This window comes from Streptomyces sp. NPDC058086, from assembly GCF_042885015.1.
GTDB lineage: Bacteria > Actinomycetota > Actinomycetes > Streptomycetales > Streptomycetaceae > Streptomyces.
This window is the reverse complement of sequence record NZ_JBHVST010000035.1, coordinates 15,300-36,746: the sequence shown is the minus strand read 5'-3', so window position 1 is coordinate 36,746 and position 21,447 is coordinate 15,300. Positions and strand designations below refer to the sequence as shown.

Genomic DNA, 21,447 nt, shown 5'->3' with positions numbered 1-21,447 from the left:
TCTTCTTTGCGAACACCGAAGAGGGCGATGTCCTTCTTGTGCGAACGCTGCGGTGGCGGCTGAACGATCAGACGGTGGGCTCCGCAATGACGTACGTCATCTTCGCGTGTCACAGATACCTCGACGGCCCGGTCCTAGTGAATGACAACCTTGGCGATCGGAGTAAACCGTGGGTATCACCGAACAACGTCTTGCCACCATGGTGCTGGTGATCGGCACCGGAGGAGCCGGGCTGCGAGCGGCGATCGAACTGGCCGAGGCCGGCGTCGACGTCCTGGCGGTCGGCAAGCGTCCCAAGGAGGACGCCCATACCGCGCTCGCCGCCGGGGGAATCAATGCGGCCCTGGCCACCATGGATCCCGAGGACAGCTGGCAGCAGCACGCCGCCGACACTCTCAAGGAGAGCTATCTGCTGGCCGACCCCCGCACCGTCGAGATCGTCACCCAGGGCGCCGCCCGAGGCATCGACGACCTGGACCGCTACGGCATGGCCTTCGCCCGGGAAGAGGACGGCCGGATCTCCCAGCGCTTCTTCGGCGCGCACAAGTTCCGGCGGACCGCCTTCGCCGGTGACTACACCGGTCTGGAGATCCAGCGCACGCTGATCAGGCGGGCGGACCAGCTCGACATTCCGGTGCTCGACGGCGTCTACATCACCCGGCTCCTGGTACACGACGGCGCTGTCTTCGGCGCCTACGGGTTCGACCTCACGAACGGGAAGCGCTACCTGATCCACGCGGACGCGGTCATTCTTGCCGCGGGCGGCCACACGCGTATCTGGCGGCGTACCTCCTCGCGGCGTGACGAGAACACGGGCGACTCCTTCCGCCTGGCGGTGGAGGCCGGGGCCCGCCTGCGCGACGCCGAGCTGGTGCAGTTCCATCCTTCAGGGATCATCGAGCCGGAGAACGCGGCCGGAACCCTGGTCAGCGAAGCTGCCCGGGGTGAGGGCGGGATCCTGCGCAACGCGCTCGGGGAACGGTTCATGAACCGTTACGACCCCGTCCGGATGGAGCTGTCCACTCGCGACCGCGTGGCGCTGGCCTCCTACACGGAGATCAAGGAAGGGCGCGGCACGCCCAAGGGAGGCGTGTGGCTCGACGTCTCTCACCTGCCACGGCAGACGATCATGACGCGGCTGCCCCGGGTCTACCAGACGCTTCTGGATCTACAGATGCTGGACATCACCCGCGAACCGATCGAGATCGCACCCACCGCGCACTACTCGATGGGCGGGGTATGGGTGCGTCCCGAGGACCACAGCACCGATGTGCGTGGCCTGTACGCCATCGGTGAGGCGTCGAGCGGGCTGCACGGCGCCAACCGCCTCGGCGGGAACAGTCTCATCGAGCTGCTGGTCTTCGGCCGCGTCACAGGCCGGGCGGCGGCCGCCTACTCTCAGTCGCTGACCGCGCAGACGCGGTCGGCGTCCGCCATCGCGGAGGCCCGCGCGGAGATCGACGACCTTCTCGCCGCCGACGGGCCGGAGAACGTCCGTGCTCTGCAGCGCGCCATCCGCAACACCATGACCGAGCACGCAGGAGTCGTACGCGACGAAGAGGGCCTGCGCGCGGGGCTGGCGGAGCTCTCGGCGATCGAGAAGAGGATGGACGACATCGGCGTCCACCCGGACATCGCCGGCTATCAGGACCTCGCGCACACCTTTGATCTCAAATCCGCCGCCCTGGCGGCCCGGGCCACTCTCGAGGCGGCGCTGGAACGTCGTGAGACGCGTGGCTGTCACAACCGCAGCGACTACCCCGAACTGGATCCCGCCCTGCAGGTCAATCTCGTGTGGTCCCCGACAACGGGCATCACTCGCGAAAGCATTCCGGCCATTCCGGACGAGATTTCCACGCTGATGGAGGAGGTCTCGACCGACGGAAAGCTTGCCGAATGACCTGCCACGTCCCATCAGGCCGCTGAGGGCCGATGGGAGGAATCTTCTCGATTCCGCCGAACCAGCTGTCACAAACAGAGCCACTGCCCTGTCTCTTCTGGTGCAGACGAAATTTGTTCGGGTGCCGGTGAGCAGCTCATCACAGGGTGTGAGCCGTACCAGGGAAACTTCCGAGAGGATCCGTCATGAAGGTCGTAGTGATCGGTGGAACCGGGCTCATCGGCTCGCAGCTGGTCGGCAAACTCGACGAGCACGGGCACGACGCGGTCGCGGCCGCGCCCAACACCGGTGTCAACACCCTGACGGGCGAGGGTCTGGCCGAGGTTTTGGAGGGCGCCTCGGTCGTCGTCGACGTGTCCAACTCCCCCTCCTTCGAGGACGAGGCCGTCATGGACTTCTTCCGCACCTCCACGACCAACCTCCTGAAGGCGGAGGCCGACGCCGGCGTACAGCACCACGTGGCGCTGTCCGTGGTCGGCACCGAGCGTCTCCAGGACAGCGGCTACTTCCGCGCCAAGCAGGCCCAGGAGGAGCTGATCAAGGCGTCCGGCACCCCCTACTCCATCGTCCACGCCACCCAGTTCTTCGAGTTCGCGAAGGGGATCGCCGACGCGGCCACCGACGGCGACACCGTGCGTCTTGCCCCCGGCAAGATCCAGCCCATCTACTCCGGCGACGTGGCCGCTGCCGTCGGCCGCACCGCCGTCGGCACTCCGGTCAACGGCGTGGTGGAGGTCGCGGGCCCTGACGCGTTCCAGCTCGACGAGTTCATCCGCACAGGGCTCGCCGCCAAGAACGACCCCCGCGCGGTGGTCACCGACGCGCACGCGACGTACTGGGGTGTCGAGCTGAAGGAGACCACGCTTCTGCCGGGCCCTGACGCGCACATCGCCGAAACCCATTTCACGGACTGGCTCGCACAGCAGCAGTAAGTCCCGCAGGTGGCCCCTGTCAGCAGGCGGGGGCCATCTCTTTTCTCCGGCTGGATTCCATTGCCGGGTCGCAGTATGCCGGAATCAACCCCGGTCCGAGACTCATACATGAAGGAGCCGACTCGCCATGTTGAGTCGCGGGGAAATCACCGCTCCCGATCTCACGCACCACGAAAAGCCGACCGGTCTCTACACCATCGCCCCGGTCCACAGCACGATCGGTTTCTCCGTCCGGCACGCCATGATTACCGACGTGCGGGCCAAATTCACTGCCTTCGAGGGGCTCCTCAAGCTCGATGGGCGCCGTCCCACCCGGTCCGAGGCCTACCTCAGCGTCCAGGCCGGCAGTCTCGAGACGGGATCTCCGGAGCGGGACGCCCACGTCACCGGCCCGGATTTCCTCGACTCGGCGTCCTTCCCCCTCATGAGCTTCCGCTCCACCGAAGTCCGCGACGCCGACGACGACCAGTTCCGCCCCGTTGCGACGTTCCGACTGGGGACTGGACCGGAGCACGGCACTGGCCGGAGGCGGGGTCCTGATCAGCGACAAGGTGCAGCTGACTCTCCACGGCTCCGCTGTCCGACTGGAGCAGGCAGACACCGCCCAGAGCCGCAGAGGGACACCCGATGACTCACACCACCGAGAACCGAACCGACATCGCGGCCGCTGTCGTGTCGCTGGCCGCGGAAGCCACAGAGCTGGAGACTCGTGTCAACGAGCTGCGCCAAGAACTCGCGATTCTCAAGGAGCGGATGAAGGCCGTCTCCACCGCTCTGTATCAGGATCCCCCTACGTGAGCTGCCGAGCCGCGCTGCACGGCAACGGCTGACCGCCGTCCGTGGCCAGGACCCTTTCCAAGTGCCCGAGGTCGCCGGACCGGGCTGCCGCGCAGCACGCCCGAACGAGCCGCCGGTACGCGACCGAGTCCACCGGCTGCCTGCGGCGGCTGCCGGCGAGACGCCGATGGGCCCGTGACACCTGCTGCCTCGTATGGGCGACGCTCATGTGTTCCTGAGCAGCGCCAACGGGCGCAGCACGACCGTGCGGTCCGTGCCCTGCCACCGCAGCCATGTCTCCTGGATGACGTCTTCGGCGTCGCTCGCGTTTCCGAGTATCTGGTACGCGATCTTGAGCAGTCCGGGCTCTGCACGGATGAATACCGACGTCGCCTCGTCCTGTAGTCCCATCGTCGACGTGGCTGTCGTGCCCGCCGTCCCGCGACCTCGCTCGGCTTCGACCAGATGCGTGTTCACGATGGCTCCTCCGCTGCGTGGCTTCGGTCGTCTTGAAAGCGAACCACGATGGGTCCGGTTCGTTTCGGTCTCCCCCATGGCCGCAGCGATCCGGACGCGTATCGACTGGCACGCCGCTCGGGGGTACCTGACAGTGGGAGGCTGCATGGCAAGCAGCGGTTCAAGGGCCAGATTGCCAGGGCGGCGAAACGAGTGCCGAACCCTTGACGACCTCTTGGCCGATGGAGCTCTCCTACGCGGGCCTCCATCAGCTCTGCGCGCCCTTGCCGGCCTACGTCGACAGTCTTCCCGAGCCTCAACGCGGCGCCCTCCGCACGGCGTTCGGGCTGCAAAGCGGCGATGCGCCTGATCGGTTCCTCGTGGGCCTGGCCACTTTGAGCCTGCTCGCGGACGCCGGAGGCGAGGCGCCTCAGGGCCGAGGTCCGGTTGCCGCTGACCGCGAAGGTCGGGCGGCACAGGTGTCCGCCCCGCCCATGGGTACGCCGGTCAGCGGACCGCCCGTGCCGTCTTCTCGATGACGTCGGCGACGTCGTCGGGACGGGACACGCTCACGGCGTGCGAGGCCCGGGCCTCCACCGTGTGCGCCTTGGCTCGCTCGGCCATGAACCTCTGTGCCCGCGGCTTGACGTTGTCGGCGCCGTCCTTGAGGTGTGCGGCGTCGCCGCTCAGTCCACGCAGCGGATTGGCCACGGCCACCACGGGACAGCCGTCCCGCTCGAGCTTCTTGACGACGCCGTTCCAGCTCAGACCGGGACTCGGACCGCGCGGGCCGGAGGGGGTTGAGCATCATGAAGTCGTGCAGGGTGCCGTTGATGCGGATACTCGTGGTGGGAACGCCGGCCTGGGTCAGCTTGCGGGCATACGCCTCACCCTCGTCCCGCAGCACGTCGTTCTCGTCGACGATGACGAGCGCGGGCGGCAGCCCCCGCAGCTCCTCCAGGCTCGCCCGCAGCGGCGAGGCGGTGACCTCCGCCCGCTGGACGGGGTCGGTGGTGCAGCAGTCCCAGAACCAGGCCATCGCCTTGGCCGTGAAGCGGGGCCCATTCGCGAATTCCCGGTAGCTCTCGGTGTCCTGGGCCGCGTCCGTGACCGGGTAGTACAGCGACTGGTGCACGAAGGTCACGTCACCGCGCTGCTTGGCCATGAGGGTCAGCGCCGCGGTCATGTTGCCACCGACGGAATCACCCGCGACGGCCGGACGGGAGGCGTCCAGACCTTCCTCCGCACCTTCGCGGTGATCCAGCGAGCGGTCGCGTACGCCTGCTCGATGGCGACCGGGTACCGGGCCTCGGACGAACGGTCGTACTCGACGAACACCACAGCGGCATTCGCCCCGACGGCCGGCTCGCGCACCAGGCGGTCGTGCGTGCCTGCATCGCCGATGACCCAACCGCCGCCGTGCACGTAGAGGACGACCGGCAGCGTGCCCTGGCTGCCGACGGGCTTGACGATGCGTACCCGCACATCGCCGACCTCGGCAGTCACCGTGATCCACTTCTCGTCCATTGCCTGCTTTCACCTGTACGACAAGACACCTTTCGTGGTTGTGACACACACGGTGGTATTCGTCGCGATGCGAGGCCACGACAACACCTGTACGCACATCAGCGCCGGTATCTGCTGGTGATCTCCTGGTACTCACGCCCGGTCGGCTTGGTGATCTGCGTGCCCTCGCCGTAGAAGTTCCGGCTGAGCACGGCACGCAGGCGGCGCGCAAAGCGGAATCCGCCGTCCGGGCCCTCCCCGTTGGCCGCGGAATCGGGACCGATCGCCTGGTATTGCTGGTGCTGTGTGAGAACGTGGAGTCGGTCTTGGCCGAGCGGCTCGTGCACTTCAATGAATGCGCCGTTCGGCAAGCGCTTGATGATGCCGGTCTCGCGGCCGTGCAGCACTTCCTCCCGGTCTTGCCGCTGCAGGCCGAGTGCCCACCGCTTCGTTAGGCCATAGACCGTGGGAGGCACGATGAAAAGGCTGACGCGCACGGCCCACGTCACTGATTCGACCGAGACATGGAAGCGGATGGCGATAATGTCGTTCGCGGCGCCGATCAAAGCCACCAGATAGAAACTGATCCACGAGACACCAAGTGCCGTGCGCACCGGGCGGTTGCGCGGTCTGTCGAGAAGGTGCTGCTCGCGGCCGTCACCGGTCACCCAGGCCTCGACGAACGGGTACACGCCCATGGCGAGGAAGAGACCAACGCCCGCCGACAGCGGGATCAGGTTGTCCAGAGCCAGGGTGTGGCCCCAGAAGGTGATTTCCCAGCCGGGCATGACCCTCAGCAGTCCGTCCGCAACGCCCATGTACCAGTCGGGCTGCGATCCGGCCGAAACCTGGTCGGCCCGGTAGGGGCCGTACCGCCAGACGGGGTTGATCTGCGCGACCGCTGCGATGGCGAAGATGACGCCGGCGACCACGAAGAAGAATCCTGCGGACTTCACGGCACGCACCTTGAGCGGCAGACCCACGACGTTCTTGTTGCTCCGCCCCGGACCTGGATACTGCGTGTGCCTGTGGTGGAGGGCCAGGATCAGGTGAGCGGCAAGCAGTCCCACCACGAGGGCGGGTATGAGCAGAACGTGGATCGTGTTGAAGCGCGCCACCAGATCCTCCCCCGGGAACTCGCCTCCGAAGAGGAACAGGGAAAGGTAGGTTCCGACGATCGGGATGGAAAGGATCGTTCCGTTCACGACCGCGAGTCCGGTCCCTGACAACAGGTCGTCCGGAAGGTCGTACCCCGTCAGACCACCGAACATCCCGAGGATCAACAGCAGGAATCCGAAGATCCAGTTGAGTTCACGAGGCTTACGGAAGGCCCCTGTGAAGAACACGCGCATCATGTGGACGAGCATGGCGGCGACAAAGACCAGCGCGGCCCAGTGGTGGGCCTGCCGAATCAGGAGGCCGCCACGGACATCGAAGGAGATGCGCATCGTCGAATCGAACGCCTCCGACACCATCTGACCGCGCAGCGGTGAGTAGCTGCCGTTGTACTCCACCGCGTTCATGGACGGATGGAAGAACAGCGTCAGATATACACCAGTGACGATGATGATGACGAAGCTGTAGAGGCTGATCTCTCCCAGCATGAACGACCAGTGGTCCGGAAACGCTCTTCGCGCCTTCGCCCTCACCAGGCTGTAGAGGCCCAGCCGCCCATCAGCCCATTCCGCTGTCCGCTCGCCTTTATGCCGTGGTCGTACTTCGTTTTCCTGACTCGCGCCACCCACACCCCCACCACCATTCCTTGAACTGTCCGCACAGATGGCCTTGGCCTCGTCGATGAGGTACCGGACGCCGTCACATAAGACCGGACAACCGGCGCGTGTGTGACACGCCGCCGAGTTCAGCGCGTCACCGCAGGTCGTGATCCGCAGGGGCGCCATGTCACAAGACCCGTGTGTGCCTGGTCAATCGGAATGAGTCGAGACGACGAAAGGAGTGTGTCGCGCGCGAGGACTCAGCCGGTCGCTGAAGCCCTCCTGAACGTCGCCTGGATCGTTGCTCGCTTGGCTGGGGCTGTGTGGGAGGAGGGTGCCGTATGGACGAGGCTGACGTGGTGTCGATCGTGGAGTTGCTGGACGAGCGTCGGTATCTGCTGGATGTGGCTCGCTGGATGTTGGGCAGTGCCGATGAGGCGGAGTGTGTGGTCGATGAGGTCTACCGCCGGTGGTACGGGTTGTCGGGTGCGGCGCGCCGGGAGATCGCGCGGCCTCGGTCCTGGCTTACGCGGAGTGCGGGCAGGAGTTGCCTGACCCGGCTCGCTCTGGTCGAGCGGTCTGGTGCGACCACTTTCGAGGCGAGGCCCGAGGGGGTTGAGGCGGGAGTGGGAGTGGAGGTGAGCCGGGCTCCGCTGGATGCGCCGGGTTGCCTGTCGCCGGACGAGCGGGCCCGTGCCAGTCTTCGGGTGCGACGTTCGGATCCCGTGGCGCCGTGGGAGCACGATGCCCTGGTTCGCGCGGTGGGTCGGGCCTGCCTGGGCGGGGATGCCGGGCATTTGTTGTCGCTGTTGTGTCAGGACGTCACGGCGTTCTTCGACGGCGGGGGCAAGGTGCGGGCGTTGAGCAGGCCGGTGCAGGGGAGCCGGCAGGTGGCGCACAGTCTGCTGACGTTGCTGGCCCGCCGGCCGCGTACTGCTTTGACGGCTCAGTCCGTCAACGGTCGTACCGGTCTGGTCGCCCGTTACGGCCGTCAGGTCGCCGCGGTCATCAGCCTCGACGTCACCGACCACCGTGTCATACAGGTGTGGGTCATCCTCAACCCCGACAAACTACGCTCCTGGAACCAACCTTGAGCCATGCGGTTGTCGCACTCACACGCCACCCGGCGCAGGCCTGAGGGCAGTTGTGGAGCGGGACCGTGAATTGAGGTACGCGGCGATCTTTTTCGGGTTGAACACCCACATCACCCTGTAGATGCCCTCCCTCTCGGCCGCTATGGTCATGAACGTGGAGGGCTCGCCATCTCGGTAGATCATCGCGCCCATACGGCCGTTGGCAGCGACGAACTCGACGTCCACACTCCCCCAGAACCGCGGATACGCGGTCGACAGATTGGCCACGCGGGTACGGCCCAGCACAGGAATACGAGCGGCGCCCCGGACACCGTTGCCGTCCGACAGACTGACGGCATCTGGGGTGAGCAGGGCTTCCAGTGACGCCACGTCCCCCGTTCGAGCCGCTGAGACGAAGGCGTTCAGAAGGCGTCGGTGCTCGACCGTGTCCACGCTCTCGCGCTGCTCGTCCGACAGATGCCTGCGAGCACGGCTCACGATCTTCCGTGCATTGACGAGGCTGAGCTGAAGCATGTGAGCGATCTCGGGATAGCTGTAGTCGAACGCCTCGCGCAGAACGTATGCGGCACGCTCGGTGGGGCTCAGCTTCTCCAACACCAGCAGCAAAGCCAGTTCCAGTGCCTCGGCGCGCTGCGCGCCCACCTCCGGGTCCGAGCTCGTGTCGATGGGCTCCGGCAGCCACGGTCCGATGTAGGTTTCCCGCCGCACACGTGCCGATTGCGCGACGTTGATCGCCAGTCGGGTCGCGGTGCTCGACAGGAAGGCCACCGGGCTGACCACCACGGAGCGCTCGGTCCTCTGCCAACGCAGCCACACTTCCTGGACCACGTCCTCCGCCTCGGCCGCGCTGCCGAGTACGCGGTAGGCGATACCGAAGAGACGTGCCCTGTGCTGCACAAAGACCGAAACAGCCTCGTCAAGGTCACTTGCCGTGGGGGACGGCTCGTCATGCATGATCCTCGGTCTCCGTTCCTCCGATTGCGGCTGTCGAGCCTCGGGGCCACGTGGCTGTCGCGTGGTCTCTCTCGGCTCCACCGCTTGTTCGGACGCCGCGGGTCATGTGGTCGCTGAAGGTCACGACTGCTCCAATCACATCTCCTTCTTAGACCGGGGTGAGCCCGTCCCTGTGACAGGAATGGGCAGAGAATTACCGGCCGGCTCATGCCGGAGGAGCTGGTCTCGGGCGGTCACACGGTGTTTTCGCGGCCCATGACACAACCGTGTGATCAAGCCCACGAACTGGAATCACTCCCACGGGAAGAGCGCGGCCGCAGTGCGGCGGAAGGCAGGACACGCCTGATGAGCTTGCCCTGTGGGCCTGCCTATGATGTCGAAGGTTGAGGATGAGAGGAACACATGGTCTCCGTAACCCACGCGGCGCACAACATCGAGATCACCGCTGAGGGCCTTCAAGCGGAACTGGGCCGCCTGGAGCTTCAGAAGGAGGCGCTGGAAAGGGAGTTGGCCGCGGTCGTGGCGCATCTCGGCTCGGTGCGGCGGACCCTCAGCGCCTTTGAGTCGCTGTTGCGTTCCCCGGCTGCCGCAGCGTCGGCGGGGTCGACCGGATCCGCGGTCGCGGAGCACGGTCAGGCCGCGCCCCTGGCCGCCCCGCGGGCGGCCGCCGCCTCCCCCGAATCCGCGGACGCCGCAACCCCCTCCGCAGCACCCACAGCTCGGAAGGCCGGGAGCGGCAAGACCGCGGAACGTCCCGTTTCCGCCGATACCGGCACGGACACGGAGGGGCCGAAGCAGTACGGCAAGCTCACCGAACAGATCATGGAGTACTTCGCCGAAGTCGGCGACCGCGACGTGCGGGCCCGCGATGTCGCCGCGGCTCTCGGCCGTGACGCCGACAGCGGGAGCATCAACGCGGTCCGCAGCACACTCGACCGCCTTGTCGGCACGCACCGCGTCCAGCGAACCGGCCGAGGCCTCTACCGCGCTCCGCGTTCCTGAGCGGTGTCCCGCGGGTCAGAGCGCAGGGTGACGGTGGCTGGTCGAGTCGTGTCGCATGCCGAGCAAGTTGAGCACACGGTGGGTCAGCCCGGCGTCCCCAAGATCACGGCGACGCACACCGTGATCATTGCCGCGGTGATCAGGACCATCGCTGTCAGCGTTCCCCGCAGCCATCGGCCGAAGCGGAGGTGGTGTTGCCCTTCCACCACACTGATGCGAGCGGCGATGTGATCAGTCACCATGCCGGCAACGTAGTTCTGCTCTTCGAGATACCACCGCTCGATATCCCGCTTCTGCCCATCGGTCAGCCCCGCCGTCCGCGCGGTGAAATCCGCCACGCGGCGATGTGCCGCTTCGAGATGCGCCTCCCGGTACAGGAAGTCTTCGATGTCGTTCAGGCCGCGTACGGCCTCCTTGCTCGCGTCCATGGTGTACCTCCAGAGAGGGTTGAGAGGACCAGTCACCGCGATACCGAGTCGGGCAGGTAGCCCGGATGATCTGGTCCTCTGTGGCGGCGGCCCCTCCCATGGACGGGACAGCTCGTCCGTCTGTGACATCCGCCGTCGGGAGCCGACGGCGTTCGGTGAAGCCGCCGGCCTGTCGTCGCTCATGCAGCCGCGTTGTCACTCGCCCGGCTCTCGCCGGAACGCTCCGGATTCGCGCTCGTGACGAACGCGTCCCGGGGGTGCTGCACGGAGGCGAGAGAGACAAGATCACGGCCGAACACGGCAGCGGTGAGCCAGACCGTGAGAACCCGGATCTTGCGCTCCCAGGAAGGCACGGCGAGGACGTGATAGCCCCGGTGCATCAGCCAGGCCGGAAGTCCCTTGATGACAAAGCTCTTGTACTGGAAGACGCCCTGCCCCAGCCCCAGTGTCGCCACTACTCCGAGACTGCTGTGGCGGTAGTTTCGGATTTTTCCCCCGTGCAGGTCGGCCGCGATGTTCTTGGCAAGGAGCCTGCCCTGCCGCACGGCATGCTGGGCGTTCGGTACCGTGCGAGCCTCCGGCACGGGCGAAGCCAGATCGGGAACGGCCGCGTCGTCACCGGCCGCCCACACATCCGGCACAGGCTCGCTGTCGGTGCCGACTCGAAGGTCGGGCCGGACCACGAGCAGGCCCCGCTCGTCGACCGGGAGATCGGTGTGGTTGTGCACGATGGGGTTCGAGGCGTTGCCCGCAGCCCAGACGATCAGCGCCGAGTCGAACTCCTCTCCGTTGGAGAGCACGACGTGCCCGTCTGTGGCGGAGAGGAGTTGTGTGTTCAGGTGGACGTGCGCGCCACGGCCTTCCAAGGAGCGCACCACCCAAGCGCCGGGCTTGTCGCCCACCTCGGGGAGGATGCGGCCGCGAGCCTCGACCAGGTGGAAGGACAGGTCGTCCATGCTCAGCTCCGGATATGACCTGAGCATCGCGGTCGCCAGGGACAGCAGTTCACCGAAGCCTTCGACGCCGGAGAACCCGCCGCCCACGAACGTGACGGTGAGCAGCCTCCGTCGCTCGTCGCCGGGCTGCAGTGACGCTGCTTGATCGAATGCCGAGATGAGGCGATCACGGATGGCCACCGCCTCCTCCACGTGCTTCAGGCCGATCGCCTGCTGTGCAATCCCGGGGATGGGGAAGGTGCGGGTCACGGCGCCGGCGGTGACGACGAGGATGTCGTAACTCAGTTCGTGGTCGACTCCGTTCACCGGTCGCACGACGACCCTCCGGGCTGCGTCACGGATCTCGATCGCACTCCCCGCGATCAGCCGGGTGTGGCGCAGATGCCGCCGCAATGACACTGCGGCATGACGCGCTTCGACCGATCCGGCCGCCACCTCCGGCAGAAAGGGCTGATAGGTCATGTAGGGACGGGGATCGACAACCGTCACCCGCGCCTCACCCGCACGCAACCTCTTCTCCAGGCCCCATGCCGTGTAGAAGCCTGCGTAGCCGCCACCGATGATCACAATCTCACGCATGATTCCCTCTGCCTGTTGGTCGACACCACATAGACAGGGCGGGGCAGGCTCGTGTGACAGACGCCGGTGGCGAAAAGCCCGCGTGGATCTGATTCGAGGACGAAACGGGCGTGCCGGCCGTCCGCCGAAGGGTCGCACCTGAGGCGACACAGCGTCCTCGGCGGGTCCCTTGCCGGGACGGGCCTCGCTGTCGACAGGCTCCGCTACCCATGCTCAACCCCGGAGCCGGAAAGTTCCACGCGAAAAGGGCCCCCGCAGACTCTCGCCTGCGAAGACCCTTCGCACCGTCGGGACGACAGGATTTGAACCTGCGACCCCTTGACCCCCAGTCAAGTGCGCTACCAAGCTGCGCCACGTCCCGGTGCGTTCACCCGCGATGTTCCGCGTGATCGTGCAGGTAAACCCTACCGCACGTGAGGGGGCGCCCCCGCACACGTGAAGGTACGGCGGCTGCGGGGGCGCTGGTCACGGCGCGGCGCGAGCCGCGTTCGCCGGACCTACATCTTGCCGTCGGCGAGCTTCCACTCCCGGTGCAGTGTGCCCAGGGGGATGGCGTGCTGGATGACGGGGGTGCCGAAGATGGCCAGCTGGATCTGGAGGGTGCCGCTCAGGTCGAGGCCGCCGTAGAGGGCCCAGGAACCACTCGCCGCGACGTCGGACTTGGCCTCGGAGCCGACCGGGGTGGTCGCGGTGACCGTGCCCGCGGCCTCACCGCGCAGGTAGGGGGCCAGGTCGGCGGTGACGCCCACGGTGCCGTACAGGCCGACAGTGGCCTGTGCACCGAGGGCCCCCTTCACGCTTCCGGCGGTCGTGACGGACGTACGGACCGGAGAGCTGTCCATGTGGGACTCGTTGACCGGTGTCCAGCCCGCCGCCGTGCCGAAGGTGCCGCCCGCCTTGAAGTCGCCCTTGAGGTCCTGTTCGACGTCGACGGTGACGTTGCCGTCGCCGCTGATCTCGAAGTAGCAGGTCAGGTCAAGGTTCACGACGACGGGAATGGGGCCGACCTGGAGGACGGGATCGGCGTGCAGCTTCGCGAACGGCAGCCGGACGGGCTTGGCGGAGGCGGCAGCGCGCCCCTTGAGCGCCCACTGCGAGGTCCAGTCGCCGGAGACGCCGAGGTAGGCCGCCCCCGGTCCGGAAGCGGCGGAGCCGGAGGAACCGGTGGAGGCGGTGGACGCGGTGGACGCGGTGGAGCTGCCGCCTCCGTAGGAGAAGTCCACCTCGGGCTTGACCTGGACGAAGCCGGAGACGGATGCGGCCGCCGAGGCCGGTGCCCCCTCGGCCGTGGCGACCTTCGTCGCGACATCGACCCGCAGGCTGCCGAGCGGGACCTTCGTCCCCTCGGGGCCGGAGTGGATGTCTCCCGTCTTCGCCCAGGAGACCTTCACGTCGGGCAGCAGCCGCTCGACGTCGAAGGAGGCCGGGTCGACCGGGACGGTGCCCTTCGCGTCGTCGTCGCCCAGCAGCGTGTCCAGGGTCGTCGGCGCGGTCTGGACCTCGGTGCCGTCGGCCGTCTCACCGATCACCTTGGTGACCTTGGCGAGGAGTCCGTCCGGGGCGCCGGGCGCGGGGGCACTGGCGATGACGTCGCCGACGGCGGTGCGGCCCGGCGTCGCGGTGCCCGTGGGGGTCGGGGTCCCGGTCTGGGACGGCGACGAAGTGCCCTTGCCGACCGTGGATATGACGGCTCGTCGGGTGTGCTTGTCGTACGACTTCACCTTGAGCGAGGTCTTGCGGGCCTTCCCGCCGGCCGTACCGGGGCGCGCGACGGCGGTCGAGGTGGCCGCCGCGGCGGCGGCGACGGCGAGCGGTTGGTCGCTGTTCGCGGTCGCGGATGTGCCGGAGTCCGGGGTCCGTTCGGCGGCGGAGCTCTGGCCGGGGTCTGCGGAGCAGCCGGCGGCGAGGAAGAGGGCGGAGGCGGCGAGCGCGGGCACGAGGGCGCGCAAGGGCCGCTTGCGGATGCGCAAGATCAGTCCTGAGGGGGGTGGGGGTGGCATGGAATTACCAGCGAGTAACTAGATGTGAGCATGCCATGAAGACGTCGAGCCCTGCTTCACGTTTCCACCCCCTCCAGGGTGATGTACGCCACGATCACGCGTCGAGAGTGGCCAATAGCCTCACCAACTCACCCGAGTGTCACGTCAATTGACGAGGCATCATGCATTGGGGTCGAACGGGATACCGGCCGGCTTCGCCTTCGCCAGGTGGTAGTTGAAGTTGCCGTCCTTGAGGCCGAAGACGGCACTGCCGAAGTCGTAGGCGCTCAGCTTGTCGCGCAGACCGGCGGGGTAGCCGTTCCAGCCGACCAGGTCGGGGAACTGCCAGGCGTGGTAGTGGTTCTCCGGCGGTTCGTCGTTCGAGTTCGCGGGGCGGAAGCAGTGGGTGCTCAGACCGTCCTTGTGATAGACGACCTTGGGGTGGGTCCCGTCCCAACGGATCTGGTCACGGCCGTAGATGTTGAAGTTGCCGTGGGCGGAGGTGGAGACGTACTGGGCCTCGTTGTTCTGCACCCACACCACGACGTGTTCCCAGTCGTTGCGGTGCCCGCCGAGGCCGCTGCCGAGCACGGCCTGGTCCTTCTCGAAGTAGAGGCCGTACATGATGGCGCACCAGCCGTTGTTGCACTTCTCGCGCGAGTAGCCGTTGGTGTTGTCGAGGTCCGAGGCGTCGTGGCACTGGCCGTTGAGGGCGCCGGACGGATTGAGGCCGGGGTTGATCGTCCCGTCGGGACCGATGGCGGGGGTGGGGTAGCAGCCGTCCGTGTCGTAGTCGAAGGCCGGCTGGAACGTCCGCTCCAGTCCGTCCGCGTTGGCGGGCAGGGCCTGGGGCGGGGCGGCGAGGGCGCTGCCGGGGAAGGCGACGACCAGGGCGACCGCACTGCCGAGGATGAGCGAGACCTTGCGGATGCGCGAGCTTCTCTGCACTGCGTCCTCCTGATCGACCGCGATGTGGGGGTGGGTCGGGCACACCCGGCCGGATTGGCATGCCCAGATCACCATTCCCCCTCTCGTCGACAACGCAAGCGTCAGGGGGTGTCTGAGTGATGAAAGGCCAACCAACTGACAAGGAGGCGGAGTTGGCGGCGGCGCCCCGCCCCGCCGCCGGGGCGCGGGGCACAGGGCGCACGGCGCAGGGGCGCGCGAGGAAGCGGTGTCTCGCGAGTGCGGCGAGTGCGGCGAGTGCGGCGAGCACGGCGAGCACGGCGAGCACGGCGAGGCTAACCGACGGCAGCGCGACGACCGCACGGCGATTGCCGCACGGGACCTGGGCCCGGTGAGCGACCCCGCCCAGCGGGTCTTCACCCCGCCCGGCGGGTCTTCCTCAATGGCGCCCCGAGGGTACGGCTACGCCCCGGACGTCACTTCGGCGGAGCCGACGAGGGCAGGCGTTTGAGCCACCGGGTGGCGAGTGGGTAGGCGAGCGTCGCGGCCAGGATCCCCGCCAGAGCGGTGACACGGTGCGCGTAGTCGGGGAGCAACCGGCTGACGGGTTCGAAGACCAGCGCCTGCACGACCACGAAGGCGGCGATGGCCGCGAAGAAGCCCCCGGCCGACTCCTTGGTCCACCGCCGCCCCTCCGACGTAGCGATTGCGGACCCCGCCTCGGGGGGTGGCGCGAATGGGTCGGTCACGCTCCCGTTGTACCGGTCACCGATCGGCACGACAAGACGCACGATCGACGGCACCACTCAGCACCGTCGGACGGACGGACGTACGTACGACGGCTGCACGTGTGGCCGTCCGCGCGGGGCGGCCACACGGAACGGCCACACGGGGCGGCCACAGGGGCGCCCTCATCTGCGGGTCTCGGGCCCCCAGTACTCCGGGCCGACACCGCGCCAGTCGATGAGGGGGGACACCGCCGCGGTCACGGGGTCCACGTCAAGACCCGCGCGTCGCAGGAATTCGGACAGGTCCTCCAGGTTGTAGGCCAACCCGAGGTTCTCGCCGTGCACTCGGACTCGGCGGCCACCGGTGTCACTCGGCGGGGCCACGATGACAGGCAACGGTTCGGACATGGATCCAGCCTCGCCTCTCCGGTCCCGGCCTGCATCCCGGCCCTGGAAGTGTGGGTACGTCATACCCGAATTCAAGCACGTGTTCGATTTCCAGCGCACGGCCACCCGCCACTCGTGTGACGTCCGGCGATGGACGGCCCCGATCGGCGCCCGGTTGACCGCTGCGGCTACCCTCCCCGCATGGAGCAGGAGCACCCCCTCGTTCGCGATGTCTTCCCGGACCTCGTCGCCGAACTGGCCACCCTCCTGGAGGAGGAGGGGGAACGGGACCTGGCCATCTGCGTGCGGGATGTCCGCCTGGTGGGTGAGTGCGACTGCGGTGACGACTTCTGCCAGAGCATCCGCACGGCAGAACATCGGCAGGGGCAGCCGTTCGGCCCGGGCCATCGGTGTGTACCGCTCATGCCCTCGAAAGGCATGCTGATCCTGGACGTCGTGGACGGCCGGATCATGTACATCGAGGTCATTGATCGACCGCCCATGCACCGCCGGACGGCCAAGTCCTGACCGAAACGGCCCGGCGTCGCCGAGCAGCCGGTGGTCACACCCCGGCGTCGGGAGCCTTGATGGTCTTGCCGTTCTCGTCGATGGTGTGGGTGCTCCAGTAGGTGTCCCACTTGTCGCCGACGTGCTGGGGGACTTTCCCTTCGGGATAGCGGACGTACCCCTTCGGCGGCTCGTCACCGTTGGACACGCAGGTGCTGCCGGTGCTGCCCACCGCCATGACCGGGTACTCACCACCACCGCAACTCGCGTCCTCGGCGGAGCAGCCGGTCAGCATCGCGAGGGTCACGCAGGCCAGCGCGAGGCCCAGGGCGGACCGCGCCGGGCCACTGCTGATCACGGACGACGGGCGGTGAACGCGGCTTGTCATACGCACGATGGCTCCCTTTGGACGGCTTGTGGGACCAGCCTGCGCGAGGCAAGGAAATCGATCATGAGTACGCGTACTCGGATGCAGTGGGCCGTCCTACCCGATTCCGCGTAGGCACGAGGGCGGCCGACCCCGCCCGACCGAGCCACCCTCAGTCCGGGTCGGCGATTCGGTTGAGCCACTCCTCCATGAGGCCGCGTTCCGGCGCCGTCAGGGCGTCGGTCTGCGGGAGTACGGCCCGGAGGGTGACGGCGGCCGCGACGGGCCCGGGTGCGGGCGCGGCAGGGGCGTCCGTGGCGATCGCCGCGATGACCGCCTCGCGGGCGGTGCGGGACAGCTCCGGGTCGCGGCGGTCTTCGGGGGTGGCGATGAGCGTGAGCGTCGTACCGCAGCCGGCCGCGTGGACGAGGTCCGCGGCGCGGACCTCGGGGACGCGCAGTCGGCCCGCCTCGGCGACGCGCCGTATGTGCTCGGCGAGGACCCCGAAGGCGGCGAGCGCCGCAGGCGAGGGCGTGCCGGGGCGGTACCGGCCGTACATCAGGGTGTACAGCGCCGGGTTGGCCAGACCGAGGCCGACGTGCAGATCCCAGCCGGCGCGGAGGTCCTCGACCGGGTCATCGGTGGGTTTCCGCGCGGTCTTGCTGGTCAGGTACGCGGTGAAGCCGTGGGCGACGACCGCGTCGAGCAGGCCCTCTTTGTCGCCGAAGAGCCGGTAGATGGTCGGCGGCTGCACGCCCGCCGCGGCGCTCACCGCCCGGGTCGAGACCGCGTCCGGCCCGCCTTCGGCCAGCAGCCGGGCGGCGGCCGCGACGATGCGTTCACGGTGCCCGTCCGCCGCGGTGACGTCCTCACTCTCCATGATTCCGACGATAACAGAATCCCGTTACCGATGAGAATTTCCAGTGGTACCGTCATTACGTTATCGATGGAAACAGGGAAGAGGTTGTCATGATCATCATCACCGGCGCCAACGGCGGACTCGGCCGGCTGATCACCGAGCGGCTGCTGGAGCGCGTCCCCTCCGAGCGGATCGGCGTCAGTGTGCGCGCCCCGGAGAAGGCACGAGAGCTCGAAGACCAGGGCGTGCGCGTCCGCCAGGGCGACTTCGGCGACCCCGCGAGCCTCGCGGACGCCTTCGAGGGCGCCCAGCAGGTTCTCGTCGTGTCGACGGACAGCACCGGCGTGGATGCCGTCCACCACCACCGCACCGCCATCGAGGCCGCGGCGGCAGCCGGAGCCAAGCGCATCCTCTACACCAGCCACATGGGCTCGGACCCGTCCTCCCCCTTCGCTCCGATGCGCGACCACGCCGCCACCGAGGCGGCGCTCCGGGAGTCCGGGGTCCCCTTCGCCTCGCTGCGCAACGGCTTCTACGCCTCCTCAGCCGTGATGCTGCTGGGCCACGCGCTCGAGACGGGCGAGCTGGCCGCGCCGGAGGACGGACCGGTCGCCTGGACCACCCACGCCGACCTCGCCGAGGCGGCGGCACTCGCGCTCACCGGCGAGGGCCTCGACGGGACGACACCCGCGCTCACCGGCCCCGAGTCGCTCGACCTGGCGGATATCGCGGCGATCGCCACGCGGCTCACGGGCCGCGAAGTCCGCCGGGTGGTCGTCTCCGACGCCGACTACCGCGCGAGCCTGCTCGCCCGCGGTCTGCCCGAGGCCGGCGCCGACCTGCTCCTCGGCCTGTTCGCCGCGAGCCGGCAGGGACAGTTCGCTCCGGCCGACCCCACGCTGGGCCGCCTGCTCGGCCGCCCCACGACGGCCTTGGCGGACGTCCTGAAGACAACGATCACGCCGACCGGCTGACGTCCGGGTTCCCCGTCGGTCGCAGCGGACGACGGCCTCGTCCGCCGTGCGGACGGACCCGCGGCGTTCAGGCGCGCGTCCGCCAGCCGTGGTCGACCGGTCCGAGGCCCGAGCCCAGGGCGAATCCCGCGGCGATCGCGCCGGTGACGTACTCCTTCGCCAGCCGCACCGCCTCCGGCACCGCCCGCCCCTGCGCCAGCCCCACCGCGATGGCCGAGGCCAGGGTGCAACCGGTGCCGTGCGTATGGCGGTTGTCGTGGCGCGGGGCCCGGAACCAGTGCTGTTCGGTGCCGTCGGTCAGCAGGTCGACGGCCTCGCCGGGCAGGTGGCCGCCCTTCACCAGGACCCAGCGGGGCCCGTACGACAGCAGTTGTTCCGCGGCCCGGGACATGTCCCGCTCACCGGTGGCCTTGATCCCGGTCAGCTCGGCGGTCTCGTCGAGATTCGGGGTGGCCACCGTCGCCAGCGGCAGCAGGGCGGTCCGTACGGCGTCCAGCGCGTCGTCCGCCAGCAGCCGGTCGCCGTGCTTGGAGACGCTCACCGGGTCCACCACCACGGGCGCGCCGACGTCCGAGAGCAGTTCGGCGACGGTCTCGACGAGCAAGGGCGAGGCGAGCATGCCGGTCTTCACGGCCTGCACACCGATGTCGTCCACGACGCTGCGGTACTGCGCGCGCACCGCCTCGGCGGGAAGCTCCCAGGCTCCCTGTACGCCGAGGGAGTTCTGCGCGGTGACGGCGGTGAGCACGCTCATCCCGTGCGCGCCCAGCGCGAGCATGGTCTTCAGGTCGGCCTGGATGCCGGCACCGCCCCCGGAGTCCGATCCGGCGATGGTCAGGACGCGGGGCGGGGCGGTCGGCTTGTTCGCGGGCATGGTGGGTGTCACTCCGTACGAAGGGGGTGAGAGGGGGGCGGGGTCAGCGGCGCAGGCGCAGCGGGGCGTAGACGAGCAGGGCCGCGACGAACGCCACCCCGTAGGCGGTGTCGGCGCCGTGCAGGGCATGCGCGACGGGGCCGACGTACAGGCTGGTGCTCATGAACGGCACCGCGGCGGCGAAGGCGGCGCCGAACGCCACGAGCGCGGGCCACCACGGACGCGGGCGGGCGCTCTCGGCGGCCAGGTCGACGGGTGCGCCGCCGCGGGCCCTGGCCCGGGCGAGCCAGTCGACGACGACGATCGCGACGAACCCGGGAATCCAGTAGCCGACGAACAGCAGGACGTTCTGGAAGCGGGCCGTGGTGTCGGCGGCGTGCATCCACAGCACGAGCGGGAAGCCCAGGACGGCGGCCAGCGCGGCGGCGGCCGGACGCGGCAGCCGTACGCCCATGGTCTGCAGGGCGAGCGAGCCGCTGTAGTCGTTCATGGCGTTGCTGCTCAGCGCGGCGAGCGCCACGGCGAGCAGCCCGAACGCGCCGAGGGCGCCCCCGCCGAGCAGGGTGTCGACGCCGCGGGCGGTCTGGTCGTTGAAGACGGCCGCGCCCCACAGTCCGAGCGCCTGGACGGCCACGAAGGACACGCTGACGCCGGCCAGGGTGTACCAGAACATGCGCGGGCGGGACGCCGTGCGCGGCAGATAGCGGCTGAAGTCGCTCGCGTACGGGGCCCACGACAGCGCAAGGCTGAGCGCGATGGTGCAGGTCAGAACGAAGGCCCCGGCCCGGTCGGCGCCGTGGGCGGTTGCGGCGGGGGTGGTGTGGGCGCCGCTCAGGAGCTTCACGGTCAGGGCGACGAACGCGGCGGCGAGGGCGAAGGTCATCACGGTCTGGAGCCGGTGGATCGCCTCGTAGCCGAGGACGCCGAGCGCCCCCTGCGCCGCCATCATGACGAGCACACCCAGCCAGAACGGCCAGCCGCACAGCTGGGCCAGCGCGTCCCCGCCGAAGAGGCCGATCAGCGCGTCCCAGGCGATGGACGACAGCCACTGCAGGGCGCCGGGGACGACCACGGCCCGGCCGAACGCGAGGCGGGCGAGCGGCAGCTGTCCGGCGCCGGTCTGGCTCCCCCAGGTGCCGAGGTACGCGGTCGGTACCGCCCCCAGGAGGGTGCCCAGCACGACGGCGGCGAGCGCGGTGGAGAAGTCCAGGCCGAGAGCGATGCCGACGGTGCCGGTGAACACGCCGGTCATGGTCAGGTTGGGGGCGAACCACACGGTGAACAGACGGCCGGGGCCGCCGTAGCGGTGGTCCTCCGGGACCGGGGCGATTCCACGCGCCTCGACGTGCAGGTCCCCCGGGGCGGAGGGCATCCGCCCGTCGAAAACGCCCTGCGGGCCTCCGACGGCCACCTCGCCGCGAGCGTTACGGGCATACGGCAACGACATGAGACATCCCTCCGCCAGTCCTAACTGGTTCAGGTTCGACGGGTGTGATCTCAGCCCTCGTGCGGGGCACCCCGTGTCCGGTTCGGCGGTCAGGATAGCCCGGCGGGCACGGTATGCCCC

The 21,447-nt window shown here is 68.6% G+C and carries 22 protein-coding genes, 1 tRNA gene, 2 pseudogenes and 1 riboswitch; of the genes and pseudogenes, 9 read left to right on the top strand and 16 right to left on the bottom strand.

The window, feature by feature from the left end:
- The first annotated feature begins 199 nt into the window (after window positions 1-199).
- The 4 genes from ACFVWD_RS26165 (at window position 200) to ACFVWD_RS26150 (ending at window position 3,630) form a co-directional block, all read left to right on the top strand.
- Window positions 200-1,900 (top strand): FAD-dependent oxidoreductase, encoded by a 1,701-nt coding sequence (locus tag ACFVWD_RS26165; RefSeq protein WP_389599532.1) that lies wholly within the window; start codon window positions 200-202, stop codon window positions 1,898-1,900.
- A 185-nt stretch (window positions 1,901-2,085) separates the two neighbouring features.
- On the top strand, window positions 2,086-2,832 hold the full coding sequence (locus ACFVWD_RS26160; protein ID WP_389599445.1) for an SDR family oxidoreductase: 747 nt from the start codon (window positions 2,086-2,088) through the stop codon (window positions 2,830-2,832).
- Between the two features lie 127 nt (window positions 2,833-2,959).
- The gene (locus ACFVWD_RS26155; RefSeq protein WP_389599443.1) at window positions 2,960-3,463 is read left to right on the top strand and encodes a YceI family protein; all 504 of its coding nucleotides are present in this window, start codon (window positions 2,960-2,962) and stop codon (window positions 3,461-3,463) included.
- Entirely contained in the window at window positions 3,460-3,630 is a 171-nt protein-coding gene (locus ACFVWD_RS26150; RefSeq protein ID WP_389599441.1) for a hypothetical protein, read from the top strand. Before ACFVWD_RS26155 ends, ACFVWD_RS26150 begins: the two co-directional genes overlap by 4 nt.
- 204 nt (window positions 3,631-3,834) lie before the next feature.
- On the opposite strand, the gene ACFVWD_RS26145 is transcribed toward ACFVWD_RS26150, so the two are convergent.
- Window positions 3,835-4,086, bottom strand: coding sequence for a sigma factor (locus ACFVWD_RS26145; protein WP_389599439.1), 252 nt, complete (start codon window positions 4,084-4,086; stop codon window positions 3,835-3,837).
- Window positions 4,087-4,307: 221 nt separating this feature from the next.
- Here ACFVWD_RS26145 and ACFVWD_RS26140 point away from each other — a divergent pair.
- A pseudogene (locus tag ACFVWD_RS26140) lies at window positions 4,308-4,496 on the top strand (hypothetical protein); the annotation flags it as partial.
- A gap of 76 nt (window positions 4,497-4,572) precedes the next feature.
- Here ACFVWD_RS26140 and ACFVWD_RS26135 read toward each other — a convergent pair.
- From ACFVWD_RS26135 to ACFVWD_RS26125, 3 genes and pseudogenes are all read right to left on the bottom strand, one after another.
- A complete protein-coding gene (locus tag ACFVWD_RS26135; RefSeq protein WP_389599540.1) occupies window positions 4,573-4,776 on the bottom strand; it encodes a hypothetical protein in 204 nt (67 codons plus the stop codon).
- A gap of 61 nt (window positions 4,777-4,837) precedes the next feature.
- Window positions 4,838-5,601 (bottom strand): annotated as a pseudogene (locus ACFVWD_RS26130) (alpha/beta hydrolase); the annotation flags it as partial.
- Between the two features lie 89 nt (window positions 5,602-5,690).
- Window positions 5,691-7,316, bottom strand: coding sequence for a cytochrome bc complex cytochrome b subunit (locus ACFVWD_RS26125; protein ID WP_389599530.1), 1,626 nt, complete (start codon window positions 7,314-7,316; stop codon window positions 5,691-5,693).
- 311 nt (window positions 7,317-7,627) lie between these two features.
- Here ACFVWD_RS26125 and ACFVWD_RS26120 point away from each other — a divergent pair, with 311 nt between their 5' ends.
- Complete coding sequence (locus ACFVWD_RS26120; protein ID WP_389599437.1) at window positions 7,628-8,380, top strand: RNA polymerase subunit sigma; 753 nt, start codon at window positions 7,628-7,630, stop codon at window positions 8,378-8,380.
- A gap of 18 nt (window positions 8,381-8,398) precedes the next feature.
- Here ACFVWD_RS26120 and ACFVWD_RS26115 read toward each other — a convergent pair whose 3' ends face one another.
- Window positions 8,399-9,334 (bottom strand): RNA polymerase sigma-70 factor, encoded by a 936-nt coding sequence (locus ACFVWD_RS26115; protein ID WP_389599436.1) that lies wholly within the window; start codon window positions 9,332-9,334, stop codon window positions 8,399-8,401.
- A 402-nt stretch (window positions 9,335-9,736) separates the two neighbouring features.
- Between ACFVWD_RS26115 and ACFVWD_RS26110 the strand changes: the two genes are divergently transcribed.
- Window positions 9,737-10,336, top strand: coding sequence for a hypothetical protein (locus ACFVWD_RS26110; protein WP_389599434.1), 600 nt, complete (start codon window positions 9,737-9,739; stop codon window positions 10,334-10,336).
- Between the two features lie 83 nt (window positions 10,337-10,419).
- On the opposite strand, the gene ACFVWD_RS26105 is transcribed toward ACFVWD_RS26110, so the two are convergent.
- The 7 genes from ACFVWD_RS26105 to ACFVWD_RS26075 form a co-directional block, all read right to left on the bottom strand.
- The gene (locus tag ACFVWD_RS26105) at window positions 10,420-10,764 is read right to left on the bottom strand and encodes a hypothetical protein (protein ID WP_389599432.1); all 345 of its coding nucleotides are present in this window, start codon (window positions 10,762-10,764) and stop codon (window positions 10,420-10,422) included.
- A gap of 179 nt (window positions 10,765-10,943) precedes the next feature.
- Window positions 10,944-12,299: an NAD(P)/FAD-dependent oxidoreductase gene (locus ACFVWD_RS26100; protein ID WP_389599431.1), complete on the bottom strand. Its 1,356-nt coding sequence runs from the start codon at window positions 12,297-12,299 to the stop codon at window positions 10,944-10,946.
- A gap of 287 nt (window positions 12,300-12,586) precedes the next feature.
- Window positions 12,587-12,660: transfer RNA gene (locus ACFVWD_RS26095), tRNA-Pro, on the bottom strand.
- Between the two features lie 136 nt (window positions 12,661-12,796).
- Entirely contained in the window at window positions 12,797-14,263 is a 1,467-nt protein-coding gene (locus ACFVWD_RS26090; protein WP_389599528.1) for a hypothetical protein, read from the bottom strand.
- Between the two features lie 195 nt (window positions 14,264-14,458).
- A complete protein-coding gene (locus ACFVWD_RS26085; protein ID WP_389599429.1) occupies window positions 14,459-15,226 on the bottom strand; it encodes an NPP1 family protein in 768 nt (255 codons plus the stop codon).
- A 434-nt stretch (window positions 15,227-15,660) separates the two neighbouring features.
- Window positions 15,661-15,933 (bottom strand): hypothetical protein, encoded by a 273-nt coding sequence (locus ACFVWD_RS26080; protein ID WP_384912671.1) that lies wholly within the window; start codon window positions 15,931-15,933, stop codon window positions 15,661-15,663.
- Between the two features lie 162 nt (window positions 15,934-16,095).
- Entirely contained in the window at window positions 16,096-16,320 is a 225-nt protein-coding gene (locus tag ACFVWD_RS26075; protein ID WP_180362196.1) for a hypothetical protein, read from the bottom strand.
- Between the two features lie 180 nt (window positions 16,321-16,500).
- Here ACFVWD_RS26075 and ACFVWD_RS26070 point away from each other — a divergent pair, with 180 nt between their 5' ends.
- A complete protein-coding gene (locus tag ACFVWD_RS26070) occupies window positions 16,501-16,827 on the top strand; it encodes a hypothetical protein (protein WP_389599427.1) in 327 nt (108 codons plus the stop codon).
- 34 nt (window positions 16,828-16,861) lie between these two features.
- Here the strand turns inward: ACFVWD_RS26070 and ACFVWD_RS26065 are convergent, their stop codons facing one another.
- Window positions 16,862-17,194, bottom strand: coding sequence for an SCO0607 family lipoprotein (locus ACFVWD_RS26065; RefSeq protein WP_389599426.1), 333 nt, complete (start codon window positions 17,192-17,194; stop codon window positions 16,862-16,864).
- Between the two features lie 151 nt (window positions 17,195-17,345).
- Entirely contained in the window at window positions 17,346-18,053 is a 708-nt protein-coding gene (locus tag ACFVWD_RS26060) for a TetR/AcrR family transcriptional regulator (protein WP_389599424.1), read from the bottom strand.
- An 89-nt stretch (window positions 18,054-18,142) separates the two neighbouring features.
- On the opposite strand from ACFVWD_RS26060, the gene ACFVWD_RS26055 reads away from it, so the two are divergent.
- Window positions 18,143-19,006, top strand: a complete 864-nt coding sequence (locus ACFVWD_RS26055) for an NAD(P)H-binding protein (RefSeq protein WP_389599422.1) — start codon at window positions 18,143-18,145, stop codon at window positions 19,004-19,006.
- Window positions 19,007-19,073: 67 nt separating this feature from the next.
- Here ACFVWD_RS26055 and thiD read toward each other — a convergent pair whose 3' ends face one another.
- Complete coding sequence (thiD, locus tag ACFVWD_RS26050) at window positions 19,074-19,880, bottom strand: bifunctional hydroxymethylpyrimidine kinase/phosphomethylpyrimidine kinase (protein ID WP_389599421.1); 807 nt, start codon at window positions 19,878-19,880, stop codon at window positions 19,074-19,076.
- A 43-nt stretch (window positions 19,881-19,923) separates the two neighbouring features.
- The gene (locus tag ACFVWD_RS26045; RefSeq protein WP_389599419.1) at window positions 19,924-21,327 is read right to left on the bottom strand and encodes a purine-cytosine permease family protein; all 1,404 of its coding nucleotides are present in this window, start codon (window positions 21,325-21,327) and stop codon (window positions 19,924-19,926) included.
- Window positions 21,317-21,411: riboswitch (TPP riboswitch) on the bottom strand. It overlaps the preceding gene by 11 nt.
- Between the last annotated feature and the right edge of the window lie 36 nt (window positions 21,412-21,447).

Coding starts and splice junctions, on each gene's coding strand:
- ACFVWD_RS26150 (WP_389599441.1), top strand. CDS start 3,460: ATGACTCACACCACCGAGAACCGAACCGACATCGCGGCCGCTGTCGTG.
- ACFVWD_RS26070 (WP_389599427.1), top strand. CDS start 16,501: ATGGAGCAGGAGCACCCCCTCGTTCGCGATGTCTTCCCGGACCTCGTC.
- ACFVWD_RS26100 (WP_389599431.1), bottom strand. CDS start 12,299: ATGCGTGAGATTGTGATCATCGGTGGCGGCTACGCAGGCTTCTACACG.
- ACFVWD_RS26065 (WP_389599426.1), bottom strand. CDS start 17,194: ATGACAAGCCGCGTTCACCGCCCGTCGTCCGTGATCAGCAGTGGCCCG.
- ACFVWD_RS26045 (WP_389599419.1), bottom strand. CDS start 21,327: ATGTCGTTGCCGTATGCCCGTAACGCTCGCGGCGAGGTGGCCGTCGGA.
- ACFVWD_RS26115 (WP_389599436.1), bottom strand. CDS start 9,334: ATGCATGACGAGCCGTCCCCCACGGCAAGTGACCTTGACGAGGCTGTT.
- ACFVWD_RS26060 (WP_389599424.1), bottom strand. CDS start 18,053: ATGGAGAGTGAGGACGTCACCGCGGCGGACGGGCACCGTGAACGCATC.
- ACFVWD_RS26165 (WP_389599532.1), top strand. CDS start 200: ATGGTGCTGGTGATCGGCACCGGAGGAGCCGGGCTGCGAGCGGCGATC.
- ACFVWD_RS26055 (WP_389599422.1), top strand. CDS start 18,143: ATGATCATCATCACCGGCGCCAACGGCGGACTCGGCCGGCTGATCACC.
- ACFVWD_RS26120 (WP_389599437.1), top strand. CDS start 7,628: ATGGACGAGGCTGACGTGGTGTCGATCGTGGAGTTGCTGGACGAGCGT.
- ACFVWD_RS26075 (WP_180362196.1), bottom strand. CDS start 16,320: ATGTCCGAACCGTTGCCTGTCATCGTGGCCCCGCCGAGTGACACCGGT.
- ACFVWD_RS26160 (WP_389599445.1), top strand. CDS start 2,086: ATGAAGGTCGTAGTGATCGGTGGAACCGGGCTCATCGGCTCGCAGCTG.
- ACFVWD_RS26155 (WP_389599443.1), top strand. CDS start 2,960: ATGTTGAGTCGCGGGGAAATCACCGCTCCCGATCTCACGCACCACGAA.
- thiD (WP_389599421.1), bottom strand. CDS start 19,880: ATGCCCGCGAACAAGCCGACCGCCCCGCCCCGCGTCCTGACCATCGCC.
- ACFVWD_RS26105 (WP_389599432.1), bottom strand. CDS start 10,764: ATGGACGCGAGCAAGGAGGCCGTACGCGGCCTGAACGACATCGAAGAC.
- ACFVWD_RS26110 (WP_389599434.1), top strand. CDS start 9,737: ATGGTCTCCGTAACCCACGCGGCGCACAACATCGAGATCACCGCTGAG.